This window comes from Butyrivibrio sp. AE3003, from assembly GCF_000686065.1.
Lineage (GTDB): Bacteria > Bacillota > Clostridia > Lachnospirales > Lachnospiraceae > Butyrivibrio > Butyrivibrio hungatei_A.
The window spans coordinates 1,823,969-1,845,074 of the sequence record NZ_JMLX01000001.1; the positions used below are offsets into that span (position 1 = coordinate 1,823,969).

General features: G+C 40.3%; 23 protein-coding genes. All 23 read right to left on the reverse strand.

Annotated features, from left to right (window positions below; genetic code table 11):
* Position 1: 1 nt before the first annotated feature.
* On the reverse strand, positions 2-382 hold the full coding sequence (locus CD00_RS0108845) for an FtsW/RodA/SpoVE family cell cycle protein (protein WP_185750420.1): 381 nt from the start codon (positions 380-382) through the stop codon (positions 2-4).
* 486 nt (positions 383-868) lie between these two features.
* Complete coding sequence (locus CD00_RS19280) at positions 869-1,390, reverse strand: permease prefix domain 1-containing protein (protein ID WP_051594134.1); 522 nt, start codon at positions 1,388-1,390, stop codon at positions 869-871.
* A 47-nt stretch (positions 1,391-1,437) separates the two neighbouring features.
* Positions 1,438-1,767, reverse strand: a complete 330-nt coding sequence (locus tag CD00_RS0108865) for a PadR family transcriptional regulator (protein ID WP_026655646.1) — start codon at positions 1,765-1,767, stop codon at positions 1,438-1,440.
* A 4-nt stretch (positions 1,768-1,771) separates the two neighbouring features.
* Positions 1,772-3,112 carry a permease prefix domain 1-containing protein gene (locus CD00_RS0108870; RefSeq protein ID WP_026655647.1) on the reverse strand — a complete coding sequence of 447 codons (1,341 nt, stop codon included), beginning with the start codon at positions 3,110-3,112 and terminating at the stop codon, positions 1,772-1,774.
* A gap of 51 nt (positions 3,113-3,163) precedes the next feature.
* Positions 3,164-4,333 carry an FtsW/RodA/SpoVE family cell cycle protein gene (locus CD00_RS0108875; protein WP_026655649.1) on the reverse strand — a complete coding sequence of 390 codons (1,170 nt, stop codon included), beginning with the start codon at positions 4,331-4,333 and terminating at the stop codon, positions 3,164-3,166.
* Complete coding sequence (locus CD00_RS0108880) at positions 4,293-4,613, reverse strand: permease prefix domain 1-containing protein (RefSeq protein ID WP_026655650.1); 321 nt, start codon at positions 4,611-4,613, stop codon at positions 4,293-4,295. Before CD00_RS0108880 ends, CD00_RS0108875 begins: the two co-directional genes overlap by 41 nt.
* Positions 4,614-4,660: 47 nt before the next feature.
* On the reverse strand, positions 4,661-4,990 hold the full coding sequence (locus CD00_RS0108885; protein WP_026655646.1) for a PadR family transcriptional regulator: 330 nt from the start codon (positions 4,988-4,990) through the stop codon (positions 4,661-4,663).
* A 48-nt stretch (positions 4,991-5,038) separates the two neighbouring features.
* Complete coding sequence (locus CD00_RS0108890; protein ID WP_026655651.1) at positions 5,039-6,427, reverse strand: permease prefix domain 1-containing protein; 1,389 nt, start codon at positions 6,425-6,427, stop codon at positions 5,039-5,041.
* A 61-nt stretch (positions 6,428-6,488) separates the two neighbouring features.
* Positions 6,489-6,761, reverse strand: coding sequence for a PadR family transcriptional regulator (locus tag CD00_RS17805; RefSeq protein ID WP_051594135.1), 273 nt, complete (start codon positions 6,759-6,761; stop codon positions 6,489-6,491).
* A gap of 64 nt (positions 6,762-6,825) precedes the next feature.
* Positions 6,826-8,253 carry a permease prefix domain 1-containing protein gene (locus CD00_RS0108900; protein ID WP_026655652.1) on the reverse strand — a complete coding sequence of 476 codons (1,428 nt, stop codon included), beginning with the start codon at positions 8,251-8,253 and terminating at the stop codon, positions 6,826-6,828.
* 1 nt (position 8,254) lies between these two features.
* Positions 8,255-8,557 (reverse strand): hypothetical protein, encoded by a 303-nt coding sequence (locus tag CD00_RS0108905; RefSeq protein WP_026655654.1) that lies wholly within the window; start codon positions 8,555-8,557, stop codon positions 8,255-8,257.
* 48 nt (positions 8,558-8,605) lie between these two features.
* On the reverse strand, positions 8,606-8,935 hold the full coding sequence (locus CD00_RS0108910; protein ID WP_026655655.1) for a PadR family transcriptional regulator: 330 nt from the start codon (positions 8,933-8,935) through the stop codon (positions 8,606-8,608).
* Between the two features lie 132 nt (positions 8,936-9,067).
* A complete protein-coding gene (locus CD00_RS0108915) occupies positions 9,068-10,081 on the reverse strand; it encodes a hypothetical protein (RefSeq protein WP_026655656.1) in 1,014 nt (337 codons plus the stop codon).
* A 36-nt stretch (positions 10,082-10,117) separates the two neighbouring features.
* Positions 10,118-11,512, reverse strand: coding sequence for an MBOAT family O-acyltransferase (locus CD00_RS0108920; RefSeq protein WP_207640468.1), 1,395 nt, complete (start codon positions 11,510-11,512; stop codon positions 10,118-10,120).
* 275 nt (positions 11,513-11,787) lie between these two features.
* Positions 11,788-13,440, reverse strand: coding sequence for a ribonuclease J (locus CD00_RS0108925; RefSeq protein WP_026655658.1), 1,653 nt, complete (start codon positions 13,438-13,440; stop codon positions 11,788-11,790).
* A gap of 57 nt (positions 13,441-13,497) precedes the next feature.
* Positions 13,498-14,499 carry an asparaginase gene (locus CD00_RS0108930; protein ID WP_026655659.1) on the reverse strand — a complete coding sequence of 334 codons (1,002 nt, stop codon included), beginning with the start codon at positions 14,497-14,499 and terminating at the stop codon, positions 13,498-13,500.
* Between the two features lie 272 nt (positions 14,500-14,771).
* Positions 14,772-15,545, reverse strand: coding sequence for a class I SAM-dependent methyltransferase (locus tag CD00_RS19285; RefSeq protein ID WP_051594136.1), 774 nt, complete (start codon positions 15,543-15,545; stop codon positions 14,772-14,774).
* A gap of 3 nt (positions 15,546-15,548) precedes the next feature.
* Positions 15,549-15,764 carry a hypothetical protein gene (locus tag CD00_RS17810; protein WP_207640469.1) on the reverse strand — a complete coding sequence of 72 codons (216 nt, stop codon included), beginning with the start codon at positions 15,762-15,764 and terminating at the stop codon, positions 15,549-15,551.
* Positions 15,751-16,290: an AAA family ATPase gene (locus CD00_RS0108940; RefSeq protein ID WP_034462045.1), complete on the reverse strand. Its 540-nt coding sequence runs from the start codon at positions 16,288-16,290 to the stop codon at positions 15,751-15,753. Before CD00_RS0108940 ends, CD00_RS17810 begins: the two co-directional genes overlap by 14 nt.
* 274 nt (positions 16,291-16,564) lie before the next feature.
* Positions 16,565-17,755: an elongation factor Tu gene (gene tuf / locus CD00_RS0108945; protein ID WP_026655662.1), complete on the reverse strand. Its 1,191-nt coding sequence runs from the start codon at positions 17,753-17,755 to the stop codon at positions 16,565-16,567.
* Between the two features lie 102 nt (positions 17,756-17,857).
* Complete coding sequence (gene fusA, locus CD00_RS0108950) at positions 17,858-19,975, reverse strand: elongation factor G (RefSeq protein WP_026655663.1); 2,118 nt, start codon at positions 19,973-19,975, stop codon at positions 17,858-17,860.
* Positions 19,976-20,012: 37 nt separating this feature from the next.
* Entirely contained in the window at positions 20,013-20,483 is a 471-nt protein-coding gene (rpsG, locus tag CD00_RS0108955) for a 30S ribosomal protein S7 (RefSeq protein WP_026515646.1), read from the reverse strand.
* 195 nt (positions 20,484-20,678) lie between these two features.
* The gene (gene rpsL / locus CD00_RS0108960; protein WP_026515647.1) at positions 20,679-21,098 is read right to left on the reverse strand and encodes a 30S ribosomal protein S12; all 420 of its coding nucleotides are present in this window, start codon (positions 21,096-21,098) and stop codon (positions 20,679-20,681) included.
* Between the last annotated feature and the right edge of the window lie 8 nt (positions 21,099-21,106).

Consider the following 21,106-nt stretch of genomic DNA (forward strand, 5'->3'; position numbering starts at 1 on the left):
TTTACAGATTCAAATCTTTTAATAAATTTCTTATCCCAAAACGCTCAATTTCCACATCTTGTGAATATGCATCCTTATACTTATATATGCTGAGCAGTATTCCGAGCGCCGCATATGCATAAATAAGAGAATCAGAATTATCAGTTGATACAAACGGCAAAAAAGCACCAACGAAAAACCATTCCGGAAAAACTCCAAATGCAGTGAACACATTAACAATAGTATTTACTGCAAGCCACATCATACACCCCATACCCATAACATGTCCCAACTGATTTTTTGACTTAAATAAATTCATAAATCCCAATACGATTATTCCAACTACAATGGCAATAATCACTATTCCCCAAAACGCTCCGTAAGTCGATGAAATATATGTCAAAAAAATATGTTCCAAATGGCCGATCTATAAAGCAACTTGAAGGTTTTTGAAAACCATCGTGTCCGTAATATATTCCTGAGCCAAACAAATATATTGAATCAACAACTTTTTTTAATATCTCCTCTTGCACACTATCTCCATAGCATTTAAACATACGTCCGTAAGACAATGATGTGATTATTATAAATCCCCCATATAGGTGTACCAGTACCTTCTTTTGTAACTTTATCCATCCTTTCATTATTGCAACTGTAAGCTCTGCAAGCATACATATCGCGATTATTGTAGCATCACCCCTTATCAGGTAATCTCCAAAATATATGTAAAAAAACAGGAATAAAAATCCACAAAAGCGCCTTCGAAAAAGTCTTTTTTCGTTCCTTATACTCATAAAGAATTCCGGCGTAGAGAGGCACCAATATGAGCATCTTGTCAGAAAGCCTCCATGCAATCTCATTTAAAATACCAATTCCAAATGGCGTTTGCTTAAACGTCAATACTCCTGTATTGATCAATAAAGCATCCGGCAACGATGTAATCAAATAACCTGATGCCCATACAATCCCTATAATTCGGGAATACTTTGCAATAACCGTAAAATCCAAAAAATAAAAAAGGAGCATCAAACATATCCCCATAATGGTATATGAAAAAAAAGTTATTAACAATATAATTTCTATCTGGGTTATAATACTGCCCATCTTTTATCAAAACCTGATCATTCCGCAAAAGAAACTGGAATATTGCGCCAACAATCGCAACAGCTAATACTGCTACGATTACCCCCCACGCCATCTGAGGTCTGTGAACCTTATCAAGTGCAATTCCCGTCTCAACGGGATCACCCATATCTTCGACAGCTCTTTTCTCAGCTGTCTCTTTATCCATTCCCTCGGAAATATTTGCTTCCGCCTGGTCTTCTATATGTGCTCTGATTTCATCCCCGATAGCTTTATGCGCTTTTTCAAAACGCACCTGCTCAAGTAATTTTTTAATGTACTCTTCCATTTTGTAAAACCTATCTGTCATTTTTATTTAATGTATTGCTTAGTCTGTCATACACCGTATGCCAATACGCTTACGATAGCGCCCGAATACTCGTTCCACTCATCGGTCTTAGCCTTTAAGAGCTTTCGTCCCTCTTTTGTTATGCTGTAATATTTTCTGGTCTTACCGAGGTATTCCTGCTCGTATGATTTGAGCATTCCTTTTTCTTCAAGTCCATGTAAAAGAGGATAAAGAGTCCCTGCCTTGAATTCGAAGACGTTCTGCGACTTCTTCCTCAAGGTGTCTATCATCTCATATCCATACATATCTTTTTCCGAAAGTAATTTTAGAACCAGCATTGTACTGCTGCCGGTTAAAAGAGATTTATCTACTGCCATTTCTTTATACCCCCATATCCTTGGATCTTGCGCGGAGACTTATGTCTACGTGTTCTGCATATGCATTCTTATATTTATATATACTCAATATTATTCCAAACATGGCGTATGACGCTAACAATCCATCAAATCGTAGTCCCCCTGAAATAAACGGTAGAAAGGATGCACTACTATAGTCAAAGAATAATCCAAATCCAAATGTCATATTAAAAATGACTTTTTCTATAAGCCACATCATGCAACCGATCCCCATAACAAGACCCAATTGATTCTTAGTCTTAGCTGTTACTATCAGTCCGTAAATAATAAGACCAAGTATAGCAGCTATAACTGCTATTGCGATACCTATTCCCATTGTCGTTGATATATATGTCAAAATGTTAATATCTTCAACACAATCAATACTGTCTCCGGATACCTGCCCTCTTCCGAATAGCTTTGCCGATCTGATGATTGGCCTTATTGTTATTTCCTCATACCAAAAATCATATAAGCTAAAAGTTTTGATAACGCTTATAATCGGAAGTACAAGCAATGACCATATAAAAATAATAGCAGGTGCCTTACGTACCTTTATCCACTCTTTTTTTATTGCAATTGTCAGCTGCGCTAGCATACATACCATTGTTATTGCCATTGTCTCAAAACTATATTTTCCGTCATAAAACGATAATAGGAAAGTACATATAAAAATCCACATTACTGCTTTTATAAGTCCGCCGTACTTCTGTCCTCTATATTTATAAAGTATTCCTGCAAAAATCGGGATCATCAAAAACATAAGTGAATCCACCCTTGAATTTAAATCATTAAAAAGCCTCGCAATCTCATAATCTACTGAATCCGGATTCGGCATCCAGACCCAATAAAGTGAAGCAAAATAAGATATTAACAAGATAATCCCTGCAATCTTAGAATACTTGGCAATCGTTGTGAAATCCATAAGATATAGGAGTAACATTAAAGCCACTCCAAGTATAGAATAGAAAACAAACATTGTCCCCTCTTGAACAATATGCCCCTTAGATATCTGAAAAGCCAGGCCCCAGTTTAACTGTTTTGTCATAAAAATATGAAGTATAATGCTAAAAACTGTCACAGCCAAAGTTGCAACAACAAACTCCCACGCCAGTTGCGGTCTGTGAACCTTATCAAGCGCAATTCCCGTCTCAACGGGATCACCCATATCTTCAACAGCTTTTTTCTCCGCTGTAGCTTTATCCATTCCCTCGAAAATATTTGCTTCCGCCTGATCTTCTATATGTGCTCTTATTTCATCCCCGATAGCCTTATGCGCTTTCTCAAATCGGATCTGCTCAAGTAATATTTTGATGTATTCTTCCATACAATCCTCCTTAGTACAACCACTTGCTGTCGTGACAAAATATAATTCACACTACTTTAGTTTTTTTAATCTCAGTTTCTTAAAATCAATGCGAAGATTTATATCTATATGCTGTGAATAAGCATTCTTATACTTATAAATGCTGAGTAATATTCCAAGTAATGCATATGACTCAACCAACTTATCATTTGAAACAAACGGCAAAAATGCCCCTCCGCCTTGATCATCGATAATTCCTGTTCCAACAAGAATATTAACAACGGTATTTGAAATAAGCCACATCATACAGCCGATTCCGATTACCATTCCCAGTTGATTCTTAGTCTTTAAAACTGTAACAAGTCCATACACAATAAGTCCGACTACAGTAGCTATAACCACTATTCCAACAATCAGTCCGCCTGTCGTCAGAATATATGTAAGGATCATACTGGTTCCGGAATCTGAAATACTATACTGGGCAGGCGAATATGATTTTCCTCCCAAACTGCTTAACAATGCATTTCCAAACAGCTTTACCTGCTTCATATATGCCCTGACTATATCTATATTTGCATTAATGGTTGGTCGTTCATACAGATTTCCATCCTCGCCGACCCATCTAAGAACAGTTCCGCTTGCGCGCTCATATTCTTTTTTAGCAACAAATCCCAAAAACACCGAGAAGGTAGTCCATAACGTTATAAGTACAGGTATCTTTGATACTTTCAGCCATTCTTTTTTTATTGCAAACGTGAGCTGAACAAGCATGCTGAGCACAAATATCAAACATATTACATAGTTATGTCTATAACTAACAATATAACTTGGAATAATTAACCAAAGAACTGATTTTATAAGTCCATCATACTTTTGTCCTTTGTACTTATAGATTATCCCTGCATAGAGCGGAATAAGTAACAGCATAGGCGGATTCACAAAAGATGCGATTGAATCCAGCACTTTTATCGGTAACGGAAAGTCTGCGTTTTCCCATCCCGTCCTATGCCCCGTCTTATCAAGCCACTCCAGTTGCATGAAGTAAACTTTATCACGCAAAAAAATTCCAAGCATATACAAGGCTATCATACATGTTGCTACTACCTTAGAATACTTTGCAACTGTTATATAATCCAAAAGGTAAAGCAGCAACATTACAGCTATTCCACTGACAGTAAACATGATAAATGAACCGATATCATTACGATACTTTAAATACTCTAAAGCCGGATCTTTTGCCATAAGGACATGAATCAATGTTCCCACGATTGCAACAAAAAAAAGCTACGATTACAACTCCCCATGCCATCTGTGGTCTGTGAACCTTATCAAGTGCAATTCCCGTTTCAACGGGATCTCCCATGTCTTCTACGGCTCTTTTCTCTGCTGTTTCTTTGTCCATTCCGTCTAAAACATTCGCTTCTATCTGATTTTCTATATGTGCTCTTATTTCATCCCCAATAGCCTTGTGCGCTTTCTCAAAACGCACCTGCTCAAGCAGTTTTTTAATATACTCTTCCATTTGGTAAAACCTATCTGTCATTTTTATTTAATGTATTGCTTAGTCTGTCATACACCGTATGCCAATACGCTTACGATAGCGCCCGAATACTCGTTCCACTCATCGGTCTTAGCCTTTAAGAGCTTTCGTCCCTCTTTTGTTATGCTGTAATATTTTCTGGTCTTACCGAGGTATTCCTGCTCGTATGATTTGAGCATTCCTTTTTCTTCAAGTCCATGTAAAAGAGGATAAAGAGTCCCTGCCTTGAATTCGAAGACGTTCTGCGACTTCTTCCTCAAGGTGTCTATCATCTCATATCCATACATATCTTTTTCCGAAAGTAACTTTAAAACCAGCATAGTGCTGCTACCTGTTAAAAGAGATTTATCTACAGCCATTTCTTTTTCCCCTCCTTATATCGTTCCATCTGTGCCTTAAATATTCTGTCATGTATTTCCTGATTCAAATTTTCTTAACTTACTGCGAAATTTTATATCTATGTGCTGCGGATAAGCATCTTTGTATTTGTATATGCTAAGTATTATTCCAAGGAAAGCATAAGATTCGATTACCTTGTGCTCCGATATAAACGGGAAAAAAGATGTGTAATAAAACGAAGGCAATAATCCCGTACCGACACCTATATTAAAAATCGCATTTATAATAAGCCACATCATGCAACCACTTCCCATCACAGCTCCCAACTGATTCTTTGTCCTTGCAGTTGCCACAAATCCCAAAACAATCAAAGCCACTACAACGGCAATAACAACAACTGTCACTACACCTCCAAGAACTGCTGCAATCTTAGTGATCTCATAGCTTTCCCGATTAGTAAACTGGGAAAAAACTCCTGAACTTACAAGCGAACTTGTGGATACGGCCAAATTTCCTCTGACATAACTCACAGTTCCGCTACCAAAAGCCTTTACACCACTCATAATTTCTTTTGCCTTATTTGGGGGATCGGCAGAAAAGGTGATGTTATACATGACCCTTATTACGAACATGGGTATTATCGCAAATAAAGACCATATAGACACAATGGTTATTGTTTTAGGAACCTTTATCCATTCTTTATGTATTGCTATAGTAAGCTCCGCCAGTAAGCAGATCACAATTACCGTCGCACGAAATTGCTGATATTCTCCTATTGTAACCAGACCTATAGTCATTATCCAGATAAGTGATTTTATAAGTCCCTTATATTTCTGTCCCCTGTACTTGTAGATTATTCCTGCAAAAAGAGGGACGAGTAGTAGAACCAGTGTCTCCGAGCGGCTAACGAATCTGTATAATACGTTTGGAATTACATAACCGCTTGCTTCCAGACTATCTATTTTTTTATTTATCGTGTAAGAAAAAAGTAGTATAGCCGCTATTATCTTGGAATACCTTGCAACCGTCGTATAATCTACAAGATACATTATCAGCATTACAGCGATACCGCAGACAACGTCGTATATGTAATAACCAATATCACCTACATCTATCATAAATTTACCCAGTATGTAAAGAGCCCTTACATTATACGATGATGATGGTATTTTGCTCAAAAAGAACTTAATTATTATTCCCAGAATACCCACGATAATTGCAACAACTATCACTCCCCATGCAACCTGCGGTCTGTGAACCTTATCAAGTGCAATTCCCGTCTCAACGGGATCCCCCATATCTTCGACAGCTTTTTTCTCCGCTGTCTCTTTATCCATTCCCTCGGAAATATTTGCTTCCGCCTGGTCTTCTATATGTGCCCTGATTTCATCCCCGATAGCCTTGTGCGCTTTTTCAAAGCGCACCTGCTCAAGTAATATTTTGATATATTCTTCCATACAATCCTCCTTAGTGTGCTGACACGGTGATTTTTGCTCAAATTATCATCGTGCCAGTACACTAGCCTAAATCTTCTTCCCCTTTTTCCTCTTTAGCGATGCTATAATACTTTCTCATCTTCCCGCGGCAGTATTGCTCGTATGAGTTGAGCGTCCCGTCGCCTTCGAGACCATGAAGAAGGGGATAAAGCATTCCGGCTTTCTTTTCAAAAACGTTCTCCGATCTCTTTCTTAGAGTTCTTATCATCTCATATCCATACATGTCTTTTTCAGAAAGTAATTTAAGTACCAACGATTCGTTGTTATCAGTTAAATGAGATTTTTCTTCAGCCATTATTTTTTTATCCTCCTTGTATCGTGCCATTTGCCATTGTGCCTTAAATATTCTGTCTTATATTTCACGATTCGAGATCTTTTGTTTTGCTTCGAATTGTTATGTCAATATGCTGCGGGTAAGCATCTTTATATTTGTATATGCTAAGTATTATTCCAAGGAGGGCATATGATGCGACTACCTTATGGTTTGATATGAATGGGAAAAAAGATGTGTACTGATACGCCGGCAACATTCCAAAACTTATAAACATATTTAGGATTGCATTTATTGCAAGCCATAACATGCATCCGCTTCCCATTACCATTCCAAGCTGGTTCTTTGTCTTTGCTGTGCTGACAAATCCAAAAACAATCAAAGCTGCAACAACTGTGATAATTGCAAATGCCAAAGCTCCTCCAAAAACTACAGCAACTTTGGTTATCATATAGCATTTTCCACTGCCTATCCGCGAACTGATAAGATTTAATGTCGATACGGTGATCTTTCCGCCCATATAGCTTACAGAACCGCTTCCAAAAGTCTTTACTCCACTCAATAATTCTTTTGCTCTGCTTTTGGAAGTAGCCGGGCCAAAGAGTGATCTGACAAAATTCATTTTAGTCAAACTTAAAATCTTGTTGTCATACATGAATCTGATCAAAACTATCGGAATCACCGTAAATAATAACCATATCGCCGTAATTGACTGTACCTTTGGAACTTTTATCCATTCTTTTTCTATAGCGATGGTAAGCTCAACAAGTAAGCAGATCACAATTACAAGTGCGCGAAATTCCTGATTGTTTATTCCCGTTGCAACCAAGCCGCTAACTATTATCCAGATAAGCGATTTTATCAGGCCTTTATATTTCTGTCCCTTGTACTTATAGAGTATTCCGGCAAAAAGCGGAACAAGTAAAAAAATACATGGCCCCGACCAGCTAAAGAAACTCTCTATAGATGTGTACACACTTGGAATCTGATTCCAATATTCCGGATCAAAATTCTCAATTCTTTTATAAAATGCAAAGTTCTTTATTGTGTATGAAATCAACAGTAAAGCCGCTACTACCTTGGAATACTTTGCAACCATCGTATAGTCTATAAGATACATCCCCAGCATTATGACAATTCCGCATACGACGTTGTATAAGTAGTAACCGGCATTATCTAAAGTAATATTTCCGATTATGTTAATTCCGCAGTCGGACGACGATGGCAATTTCTCCAATAAGAAATGAATTATTGCTCCGAAAAGTCCTACACCTATTGCTGCAACTATGACTCCCCACGCAACTTGCGGTCTGTGCACTTTATCAAGCGCTATTCCCGTTTCAACCGGGTCTCCCATGTCTTCAACAGCTATTTTCTCCGCTGTCTCTCTGTCCATTCCTTCCGAAATATTTGTTTCTATCTGGTCTTCAATATGTGATCTAAGTTCATCACCGATTGCCTTGTGAGCTTTTTGAAACCTCACTTGCTCAAGTAACTTCTTAATATACTCTTCCATATCAGACTGCTCTTTTCTCTACCTTTTCCCTATCACTTTCGTGTTCCGTTTCCTGTTTTTTCCCTGAAATATCATCTTTACAGTCGATGCATTTCTCTGTATTATCCTCTATAATATTCTCTTCTTTTCTGTCATGTTTATCATTACTGTTTTCTGCAATGCTCGCAAGAACGTCGCTTCTCATATCGTAACCATCGCCCGTAATGAAAAACACACATAACCACACCAACAAAATAGCCACCAAGAACAAATGATACAAACCTATGCTATTGCCAAACACAATTATTGAAATTAATGCTGACATGATTCTCGCTCCTCCTTAATATTCTTAGTACGTCTCTTTTTCTATATCTTAAACACCGTAAGCCAATACGCTTACAATTGCGCCGGAGTATTCCTTCCACTCCTCTGTCTTACTCTTTAAGAGTTTCCTTCCTTCCTTGGTAATGCTGTAATACTTCCTTGTCTTACCAAGGTAGTCCTGCTCATATGATTTGAGCATTCCTTTCTCCTCAAGTCCATGGAGAAGGGGGTAAAGAGTGCCCGCCTTAAATTCAAAGACGTTCTGGGATTTTTTTCTTAAAGTGTCTATCATTTCATATCCATACATATCTTTTTCCGAGAGTAGTTTTAGCACCAACATTGTGCTACTACCTGTCAGAAGGGACTTATCTACAGCCATATTGACCTCCTTATATCGTGCATCTATATATCGTAAGTCTATATATATCGTTCATCTACATACTATATCGGTTGCCGATATATGTCAAGAAAAAAGAAGCTTGCCTCAGATTTACTGAAACAAACTTCCTATTTATCCGGCGTTTATGCTATTTTTTATCTCACGGCTGTTGGCATCCCATGACTTGTATCTCTTCTCGCCTCTGTGGTCGGGAAGATCAAATCTGCTTGTAATCTCTTTTCCGAGATATTCTGTAAATTTCTCGGCGCCGTAGTAATTAAGGTGTGATTCATCCATGAAGTCTTTTTCAAAATCAAGGCCTATGGCGTCGTAGTCATGGTTTGCATTGGTAAATCCGATTCCGTTTTCCTGAGCAATTTCTTTTAACCGGTTAAAAACAAGTTCCTGCTCGTCAGTGATGACGTACGGAGTTACTATCATGTGCAGCTCTATGCCGTTCTGTTTGGTATAGTCGATTATCTTGCGAAGATAGAGCTCGGACTTTTCGGTCAGGCCGCCGCTGCTTTCTTGCGTAATCTGCGGTCTGAGCTGTGGCGTAACCTTGGTCATTGGCTTAAAGCCCTTGAAATTCCTAAGATACGTGAATTTCCTGATAGGATATGTGAAATCGTCCTTGGTAAGTCCGTTGAGTCTGCCGTGGTAAACGGCAAAGCTCGGAAAGTATTCGGAAAAATGTTCTTTTTCAACGCTCACTTTTAACATTTGCATTTTATTAAGTGAAAAGCGCATTCCAAGAGCGTTTGGAAGCATCCACTTATACTGGTAATCGTCTTTTTGAAGTGCCGGCGAATACACATCGAGCACAACGAGCTTTGGCTTCTGCGTCTTGCATACTTCTTTAAGGTAATGGTATGTGATCCACAGTGGCTGTTCCGCAGCGCTGTAATCGTATGCCGCCATCCCATAGTCGTCCCAGAGCTTGCCCGTATCTATCGCGTAGTGTACATGACTTGAGCCCATCATAACGACATCAACGGTGTTGCGCGGCTGATAATAAAGGGCCGCCGCCTGCATGACCCCGTCATCGTTTTTTATACTCAAAACACCATCCCAATACCATATTGAAAGGATTGTGACGATCGCAAATATTATGCTGAACCTATTGTTATAAAACCTCTTTAACATCTAATCCCACCAACTAATTTTTTCTGCGCACATTTTTTAAAAACTTACATACATAAAGCTACTCGCATTGTACCCCGGTCCATATATCCCAAGCAGCAAAAGCGCCATGATCATTCCATACAAAACAACATATCGCAGTGCACACGGAAGGCTGTCCATTGCTCTTCCGATTCTCTTGTTTTTCCTTGCTATCAAAAGATCGAGTGCAAGAACTATGCAGCCGTAGATTGGAATTATAATATCTCGTCTCGATGCGCCTATATCGGCCGCCTGTGCCGCGAAAGAGTCGACTCCCGGCGTAAATGACAGCATTCTTCCGACATATCCGAGAGCACTGCTCATATTTGTCGCTCCGAAAAAGATCCATGCAAAAGAAACAAGCAAAAAAGTGATCACTCCGGAGACTATATTTGAGATAAATGCCGGCTCTTTTGTCGGTTCTTTTCCTTGTGCCTTCTTTATCTTTACCCCCGAAATTATTCCAAATGCCATTGTATAGATGCCGTGAAGCAGTCCCCATGCAAGAAAACTTGCATCTGCTCCATGCCAAATTCCACATATGATAAATACGATCGCTGTGTTAAGGAACCTGCGCGCGTTTCCCTTCCTGCTTCCTCCAAGCGGTATATAGATATAGTCTCGCAGCCATCTTGAAAGCGATATGTGCCATCTCCTCCAGAATTCGTTTATATTCTTCGAAAGGTACGGTGCATGGAAGTTCTCGGTAAGCTCCACTCCGAAGAGATTGGACACACCTATCGCAACCGCACTGTATCCCGCAAAGTCGCAATATATCTGGATCGAATACATGAGCATTCCAAAAAACAGCCACATCGCCCCAAATCTGGACGAGTCATTAAATAATCTTGTTGTGAAAAAAGCAAGCCTGTCCGCCACTACCACTTTCATGAAGTATCCGTAAAGGATGGTCGTGAAAGAAATCGAAAGGCGCTTGTTCTCTAACATTTTGACGTTAGGCAGCTCTTTTATCCGGTGTAAAAAGTTATCGGATCTCTCAATCGGTCCGCTGATAAACTTCGGAAAATAGCACATGTAAAGCGCAAAATGTATCGGGTTCTTTTCCGCTTTAGCTTCTCCCTTATACACATCCACGATGTAGGATATTGCCTGGAATATGTAGTACGAAAATCCAATCGGCATCAGGATCTTTATAAGCGTGTCGTCACGCTGTCCCCATCTTGCTACATTCTTTAGAGTAAAAAGAAGTACTGCACTCAGCACAACGCCCGCTATTGTCACTATCTTCAGCGCTTTGGTGTGCTTTTTTTCTTTGAGCTTGTCTTCAAAAATGCCAATGCCGTAAACTACCGCCGTTACCGACACAATCCACATGAGGGAATTAATGCCAAGGTGATAGATGAACGCCAAACTTGCAGCGAGTAAAATTAATGCTCTGGCTCTTTTCAGCAAATAAAAAAATATGAAAATTATTGTAACAAACAAAAAAGTACTTATGGAAAAGGACATTATAAACTCCGCCTTTTTATATTAAATATTGCAATAAAAAATGACAGAATACGAAAAATAAGGCATAGACTGCCCCCCCTCTTCATATTCTGTCACATATATAAATTTCTTTTCACGATGCGAAATACTCGTTATTCTATAAAAATCCGACGTAAACCGCTTCATAAAAGCATTGCCTTTCAGCTATATATTGTAACAAATTCTATTTTATACACAAATTATAGCACAGTATTTGTTACAAAAGCAATAACTATTGGTGTTTTTCCGGACTTGAATTTAATAAAATTTTCCGCAACCGAGGTAACGCCTTTACTGATGCGATCATCTCTTACCCCCTGCCCCAAAAGCCTTGATATTTCTTTCATTGAAAGGTCTTTTAGCTCATCTGAGATCTCATTAAATTTCTCTTCGTCAAGAAAGCCTCTGCACCTGATATTTAAGTCTGATACGCATCGTCCTGTCTTCTTATCAATGCAGATCTCGATTATGACAACGCCCGACTCGGATAATAGCACTCTGTCACGAATAACGTTATTATCAATCTTGCTCTTTTCCCGTCCGTCAATAAGTATCTCGCTTAAGGTGATCTTACCGGCAGCACTGCAGGTATTTTCCGTTAGTTCGACTATATCGCCGTTCTTTATGAGAAAGACATTTTCAGCCGGAATGCCTACTTCTGTCGCAATTTTCTTTGCTTCTCTTCTGTATCTGTACTCTCCGTGCGCAGGGATCACGAACTTTGGGCGAAGCATGATAAACAGTAACTTGAGTTCTTCGGCGCAAGCGTGTCCCGTAGCGTGAAGATCCTGAAATTCTATCTTTGCCCCATGCTCCTCGAGGCTGTTTATTGTTTGGCTAAATTCCAGCTCACTACCATGAATCGTGACTGAGCTGAACAGGACCACGTCATTTTTCTTTATCCTGATGACTGGATTGTTTCCTGCGGCAATCTCGGCGATACACTTTACAGATTCTCCGTGATTACCCGTCGTGAGGAAAATAAGTTCCTCATCCTTATACTCATCAAGCATATCGTTTTCAACGAGCATATCGTCAGAGATTTCAATATATCCAAGTTTTCGCGCCGATGAAAAGACATCGAGAAGAAGGTCGCCCTCAAGTGCGATCTTTCGCCCGTATTTTTGCCCAAGCTTTATTATCTGCTGGATTCTGTCCATGTTAGTCGCAAATGTCACGATGATAAGCCTGTTCTCACGATACATGTTCATGAATCTATCGAGCTGTTCGTTGACATATCTCTCCGACCGAGAAAAACCGCTATGCATGGCGTTTGTACTGTCAGACAAAACTGCAAGCACGCCTTTTGTTCCGAGTGCGGAAAGTCTCGCAAGATCTGCAGTTTTGCTCATTACAGGGGACATGTCAAATTTGAAATCGCCTGTATCAAATATTATTCCCTGAGAGGTATAGATCGCGAGCATGGCTGAATCGGGTATGCTGTGATTGCCTCTTATAAATTCAATCTTAAAATTGCCGACAACTATGGTGCTTCCGAATTTTATTGCCTTTGTCCTGATTTTTTTTATCCCGAAATCCTGAAATTTCTTTTCCACCATCGCGATGGTAAGCGGAGTTCCGTAAACGGGCACGTTGATTCCGTCAAAAATGTACGGAAGAGCTCCTATATGGTCCTCATGCCCGTGTGTAAGGATTATCCCCTTAAATCTATCGATATTCTCTTTAATATAGCTTATATCAGGTATTATCGCCGCAACGCCGGGCAGATTGTTGGGTGGAAAAGACGTCCCGCAGTCAATTGCGATAATGCTGTCTGAAGACTCTATAAGAGTCATATTCATACCGATCTTGTCGAATCCGCCAAGCGGAATGATCTTAATACTGTCTCCCATCTAACCTCGTAATCCTTCCGTTATGCTCAATGTTTTTTATCACATATTAACATTTTATCATTTTCTTACAGTCATTTCCCCGATCATGTTTATGGAATAATAATCACGTATCTCCGAGAGATTATCTGTTATTCCAAGTATCCACATGAGCTTTGTAAGCGCCGCCTCTGCTGTCATGTCATGGGCTTCCATCGCTCCGATAGCGAGAGTTCTTTTGCCCGTCTCATATACATCCATCTTGGTGCCTTCATATCTGCACTGCGTACCTACAACAACCGCCATTCCGCCTGAAATGAGCTTATCAAGCGTCCCTATGAAGTCATGCTTTAAGAACGGCATTCCTCCGATTCCGTAACCTTCAATATATAGCCCTTTATATCCCTGGTCGGCAATTGATTCTATAAAGCTTCTATGCATGCCTGGGAACATCTTAACCATGCATACTTTATCAGAGTAGTTGTTTGAAAGAGTGAAAATACCTGTCCTTTCAGGCACGGCTGAAGTATCAATCTTCATTCCGAGAGAACTTATCGTCGCAATATTGGGGTAATTGATACTCTCAAAAGCATCAAAACTAAGTGCCCTTACTTTGGACGCCCTGCATCCAAGCATGACTTTTCTGTTGAACGCAACAAACACTCCGGGAATATTGCTTGCTGCCATATGTATCGCACATCTGCAGTTCTCCATGGCATCTGCAACGGGATTTGTTATTGATAACTGCGATCCCGTGATAACAACAGGAATTGCGATGTTTCTCAGCATAAAAGAAAGCATCGAAGACGTATATGCAAGCGTATCCGTTCCATGTATCACAACTATTCCGTCATAGTCATTCCTGCATTCGCTGATGCGCTGCGCAAGTGCCGACCAGTCATCCGGAAAAATATTTGCACTGTCCAAAGAGCAGAAATCTTCTATCTCAATATCCGTATCCCCCGAAACCATCTTCAGCTCTTTCTGCATATCATAGATTGACAAGCCCGGTATAAGGCCGTTCTTCTTCATAACCGAAGATAATGTTCCGCCTGTGTTGATTATAAGTATTCTCTTACTCATTGTTCTTTCCTTTTATTTCTACTTCAATTTCAAAAGTTGTGGATTCGCTTATGGAATCCTCCTATGTAAGAATAAAAAAGAGCTTGGAAAAGTGCAAGCTCTTTCCAAGCTCTTTAAAAAATCAGTGTTTATGCAATCCGATAAGAATTACTCAACGATTGTAGCAACCTTACATGATCCAACTGTACGTCCACCCTCACGGCTTAACGTTAATTATATCTATTTAAAAAGCCTTGATTTTACATAGTTTCTGTTCGCACATATCTCATGTATTATCTTTTTATATACCAAGTATAGCCATCGAAAACTAGTTCTTGCTCCTTATCTTTAAAAATCGGAGATAAAGTATCCTTCATCCAGCTTCTAACCTGCGATTCAGCCATCTCACCACTTTCAATCTTGGCATTAACGTTGGATTGTATCATCATAAAGTCTATAAAGTCGTCCAAACTAAAAGAATGAATGAGTTCATAATTGATCTGCTTATACATTTTCAGGCCACTTATTAAGTCTGCATCCGTCCAAATATTCTCTTTACGCGGCGGCTTAGGGAATCGTTTCAAATACTCATCCTGATACCAACTTGTATATTCGGGAACATTCTTCATTTTATCTGTAATCCAGAAATCATAAATTATAATAAAACACTCATCTTTGGTCACTTTGATGAGATTTTCCATAAATTTCTTTTCATCAACCCAATTGACCATCCCTGCTGCTGATACCACCTCATACTTTTCATCAGGTATCAAAGTATCTTCTGCTTTGGCAGTATAAAAACTATAGGCTTCGTCTGATCCATATAATTCATTGCAGACCTCTACCATTGATTCTGCAATATCTGTACCTGTCACATGCCTGCATATAAGCTTCAGCGCTTTAGTTGACAGCCCTGCACCACAGCCAACATCAAGTCCATTACTGAACATATAATCTTCGGGCAAATCACAATCTTTTCTAAACCTGTCAATTACACCTTTATGTAACCAAGGTCTTTTTGCGTACCCCTCGGCAATTCTTTTTGAATTAAATGATTCATTGTTCATTATTCATCCTCTGTTTTTTATCACTGTAGTTTCAAAACCCACAAGTGTATCATCATCATAAATCCCAAATGGAAATGCATAACCATTATTGGTAATAGTCGTGTAAGCCTCAATGATACTAACCTCATTAGAAGCGACGAATTCTCTCTGGTCTTCATTAAAAGATAGTTTTAATATATCCCAAACATTTTTACCATTTATCTTCTCAAGTCTTAACATATAGTCTCTTCCCCAAGTAATTTTGAACAAGCATTGTGACATTGTTTTCCGTTTCAGCACGTCCATCTATATAAATCACAGGACAAGATAAATCAATTAGCCATTTCTTAGCATGATCATCAGACCTGGCCTCCACCATTTTAAAGAAACGTTCTTCACTCTCGTACAGATCTCCTCCAGGTAGCATGCGATTTCCAAACTTATCATTGGAACGTTTTCTTACTCTTGCCATTCTTATTTCTTTTGGTATATCTATGTATACTGCCAGATCAAATAGTTTTTCTATCTGCTTACTGTAATTTCCACGAACTGAAGCAAGAACAACATCATCATTCTCTTCCAAGTCCTTTAACAACAGAGCTGCTACTTCTTCATCTGTTCTCTGAATACTGTATTCATATTTATCATCTATCTTAGGAAAATAATAATCTTCTATATCTCTGAATTCATAATTAAGCCGTCCTGCCAATGCTTTCCCCAAAGTACTTTTTCCTGCTCCATTTAGTCCACAAATAATAATGCGCATAGTGATTTACTTCCCCCAATTATGCTCAAATACGTTCTTTTATTGTACGAAAAAAGAACACCGAAGTGTTCTTGGTAAATCTTCACGTTCACCGCCTCCCATCGCGGATTCCGATTCACAGGCAAATAAAGCATTTTTATGAGTGTGCTTCTCAAGAAGTTTCCTTCTACCATCATAATACATATTCCAGTCATGATAGTCAATCAAAAAACTATACAAAAAAACAGCTTCCAGAGAAACTCTGGAAGCTGCATAAAATCTAGATTTGTTAAGATTACTCAACGATTGTAGCAACCTTACCTGATCCAACTGTACGTCCACCTTCTCTGATAGCGAACTTAAGACCCTGCTCCATAGCGATAGGGTGAATAAGCTCGATTGACATTGTTACGTGGTCACCAGGCATGCACATCTCAACACCATCGGGAAGGTTGCAGACACCTGTAACGTCAGTTGTTCTGAAGTAGAACTGAGGTCTGTAGTTTGTGAAGAAAGGTGTATGACGGCCACCCTCGTCCTTTGTAAGAACGTAAACCTCAGCAGTGAACTTTGTGTGGCAAGTTACTGTGCCGGGCTTTGTGATAACCTGACCTCTCTGGATTCCATCACGGTCAACACCACGAAGAAGAAGACCAACGTTGTCACCAGCTTCGCAGTAATCCATTGTCTTACGGAACATCTCGATACCTGTTACAACAGACTTAGATGTCTCTTCCTTGATACCAACGATTTCGATTTCGTCGTTGAGGTTAAGAGCACCTCTCTCTACTCTACCAGTAGCAACTGTTCCACGTCCTGTGATTGTGAATACGTCCTCAACAGGCATAAGGAAAGGCTTATCTGTCTCACGAGTAGGTTCAGGGATATACTCATCAACTGTGTTCATGAGCTCGATGATCTTGTCGCCCCACTCGCTCTTAGGATCCTCAAGAGCCTTAAGAGCTGATCCACGGATGATAGGTGTATCATCTCCAGGGAACTCATACTCTGTAAGAAGGTCTCTGATCTCCATCTCTACGAGGTCAAGGAGCTCTTCATCATCAACCATATCGCACTTGTTCATGAATACGATGATGTAAGGAACACCTACCTGACGAGCAAGAAGAACGTGCTCCTTTGTCTGAGCCATAACACCGTCAGTAGCAGCAACAACAAGGATTGATCCATCCATCTGAGCTGCACCTGTGATCATGTTCTTTACATAGTCAGCGTGGCCAGGGCAGTCAACGTGAGCATAGTGTCTCTTCTCTGTCTCATACTCGATATGAGCTGAGTTGATTGTGATTCCACGCTCTTTCTCTTCAGGAGCCTTATCGATCTGATCGAATGCTACTGCAGGGCTGAATCCTCTATCAGCAAGTACTGCTGTGATTGCAGCTGTAAGTGTTGTCTTACCATGGTCAACGTGTCCGATTGTTCCAATGTTAACGTGCGGTTTGCTTCTGTCAAATTTAGCTTTTGCCATTTCTAAATATCCTCCTTAAGGTTAAATGTTAAGAGTAACATTTACATACATAATTTCACATACTATATCGATTATAGCCAAACTTTAGCGTTTAATCAATATTTATTTTCCCTTATTCGAAAGAACTTTCTCCTGAACGTTCTTCGGAACGGGCTCATATTTTTCAAAGAACATTGAGTAGTTACCACGACCCTGTGTTCTTGAACGAAGATCTGTAGCGTATCCGAACATCTCAGCAAGAGGAACATAAGCTCTTACGATCTTTCCGCCGCCAAGATCATCCATTCCTTCTACACGTCCACGACGAGAGTTAACGTCACCGATAACATCTCCCATGTACTCTTCAGGCATTGTAACTTCAACCTTCATGATAGGCTCAAGAAGTACAGGTGATCCCTTAGCCATAGCATCCTTGAACGCCATTGATCCGGCAATGTGGAATGCCATTTCTGATGAATCGACTTCGTGATATGATCCGTCGTATACAGTAGCATGTACACCTACAACAGGATATCCACCAAGTGTTCCGGCCTTCATAGCCTCTTCGATACCTTCGCTGATAGGCTGGATGAATTCCTTAGGAATAGCACCACCGACAACTTCGCTATCAAACTGGTAAAGGTTATCTCCGTTGGCATCCATGGGCTCGAAACGAACTTTACAGTGTCCGTACTGACCACGTCCACCGGACTGCTTAGCATACTTAGACTCGATATCAACAGCCTTTGTAAGAGCCTCTCTGTAAGCAACCTGAGGTGCACCAACGTTAGCCTCAACTTTATACTCACGAAGAAGTCTGTCTACGATGATATCAAGGTGAAGCTCACCCATTCCGGCAATAATTGTCTGACCTGTCTCAGAGTTTGTATGAGCTCTGAATGTAGGATCTTCTTCAGCAAGCTTCTGAAGAGCCTCATCAAGCTTCTGCTGGCCGGCCTTAGTCTTAGGCTCGATAGCAAGCTCGATAACGGGATCAGGGAATTCCATAGACTCAAGGATAACAGGATTCTTCTCATCGCAAAGTGTATCACCTGTTACAGTGTTCTTAAGACCAACTGCTGCAGCGATATCACCGGAGAATACCTTATCAAGGTCAGATCTCTTGTTAGCGTGCATCTGAAGAATACGTCCAAGACGTTCCTTATTATCTTTTGAGCTGTTAAGTACGTATGAACCTGAGTTTGCAGTACCACGATATACACGGAAGAATGCAAGCTTTCCTACGAAAGGATCGCTGACAATCTTAAATGCAAGAGCTGCAAACGGGCCATCGTCTGTTGACTCAATCTCGATCTCATTGCCATCCATGTCTGTACCCTTACAAGCAGGGATATCAACAGGTGAAGGCATGAATTCGATAACTGCGTCAATAAGTTTCTGAATACCTCTGTTTCTGTGTGCTGATCCGCAGCATACAGGGAAAGCCTTACATTCGCAAGTTGCCTTACGAAGTGCAGCCTTAAGAGCTTCCTTAGAAGGCTCGTTACCCTCAAGGTATTCCATCATAAGATCCTCATCAAGATCACAGATCTTCTCAACGAGTTCGCTGTGATAAAGCTCAGCATCATCCTTGAGGTCTGCAGGAATCTCACCGATTGTGATATCCTCACCCTTATCATCATTGTAGATGTATGCCTGCATCTCGAAAAGGTCGATAACACCCTGGAACTGATCCTCAGCTCCGATAGGGATTTCGATCATAATAGCATTTTTCTTAAGTCTGTTACGAATCTGCTCTACAGCTCCGTAATAGTCTGCTCCGATGATATCCATCTTGTTGATGAATGCCATACGTGGAACATTAAATCCATCAGCCTGACGCCAAACATTTTCAGACTGAGGCTCAACGCCTTCCTTAGCACTGAATACGCCTACAGCGCCATCGAGTACTCTAAGTGAACGCTCAACCTCAACGGTAAAGTCTACGTGACCGGGAGTATCAATGATATTGATACGATGCTCAAGAGCACCGGGCTTAGTCTTTCCGTTTTCCTGAAGTGTCCAGTGGCATGTTGTAGCTGCGGATGTGATAGTGATACCTCTCTCCTGCTCCTGTTCCATCCAGTCCATGGTAGCAGTACCTTCATAGGTCTCACCAATCTTATAATTTACACCGGTATAGTAAAGAATACGCTCTGTAAGTGTAGTCTTACCTGCGTCGATATGCGCCATAATACCGATGTTCCTGGTTCTCTCCAATGGGTATTGTCTATCAGCCAAAGGTTCTTCCTCCTAAAAAATCTGAAATCTCACCAGATTAGAATCTGTAATGTGAGAATGCCTTGTTTGCTTCTGCCATCTTGTGCATGTCTTCTTTTCTCTTTACAGCTGCACCAGTGTTATTGTATGCATCCATAATCTCTGAAGCGAGTCTGTCAACCATAGTCTTCTCGCCTCTTGCACGTGAAAATGTGACAAGCCAACGAAGTGCAAGCGCCTGACGTCTATCGGGTCTAACCTCGATAGGAACCTGGTAAGTAGCACCACCAATACGTCTAGCCTTAACCTCGAGTGCGGGCATGATGTTATTCATTGCTCCCTCGAAAATTTCAAGAGCGGGCTTTCCACCCTTCTCTTCTACCTGTGCAAATGCACCATATACGATCTTCTGAGCAACACCCTTTTTACCATCAAGCATTACCTGATTAACAAGCTTAGTAACAACCTTGTTATCGTATAAAGGATCTGCTAATACGTCACGTTTTACAATATGTCCTTTACGCGGCACGGTTCTTCCCTCCTTTAGAATCGCTAGTGAAGAAATATCTTCACTGCTTACTATAAATCATCGGTACTCACTAATTTAGTGTACGTGCGGTTTTCTAACTTTAGAACAATAATACTGCCCGTAATACAGGCGTGTTACTACTATATCTATACAGAATAGAATCCCAACACTTAAAAAATTAGATCAATTAATAAATTACTTGGCAGCCTTAGGTCTCTTAGCGCCATACTTAGAACGAGCCTGTTTTCTGTCGGCTACGCCTGCAGTATCAAGAGTACCTCTGATGATGTGATACCTTGTACCAGGCAGATCCTTAACTCTTCCACCACGGATGAGAACTACGCTATGCTCCTGAAGGTTGTGACCTTCTCCGGGAATGTAGCTTGTTACCTCGATACCGTTAGAAAGACGTACTCTGGCGATTTTTCTCAGAGCAGAGTTAGGCTTCTTAGGGGTTGCTGTCTTAACTGCTGTGCAAACACCACGCTTCTGAGGAGAAGCTGTTGCAGTTGCTTTCTTATGAAGAGAGTTAAAACCCTTCTGCAACGCAGGTGCTGTAGACTTCTTAACAGATGTCTGACGACCCTTTCTAACTAACTGGTTAAATGTTGGCATTCCTTTCA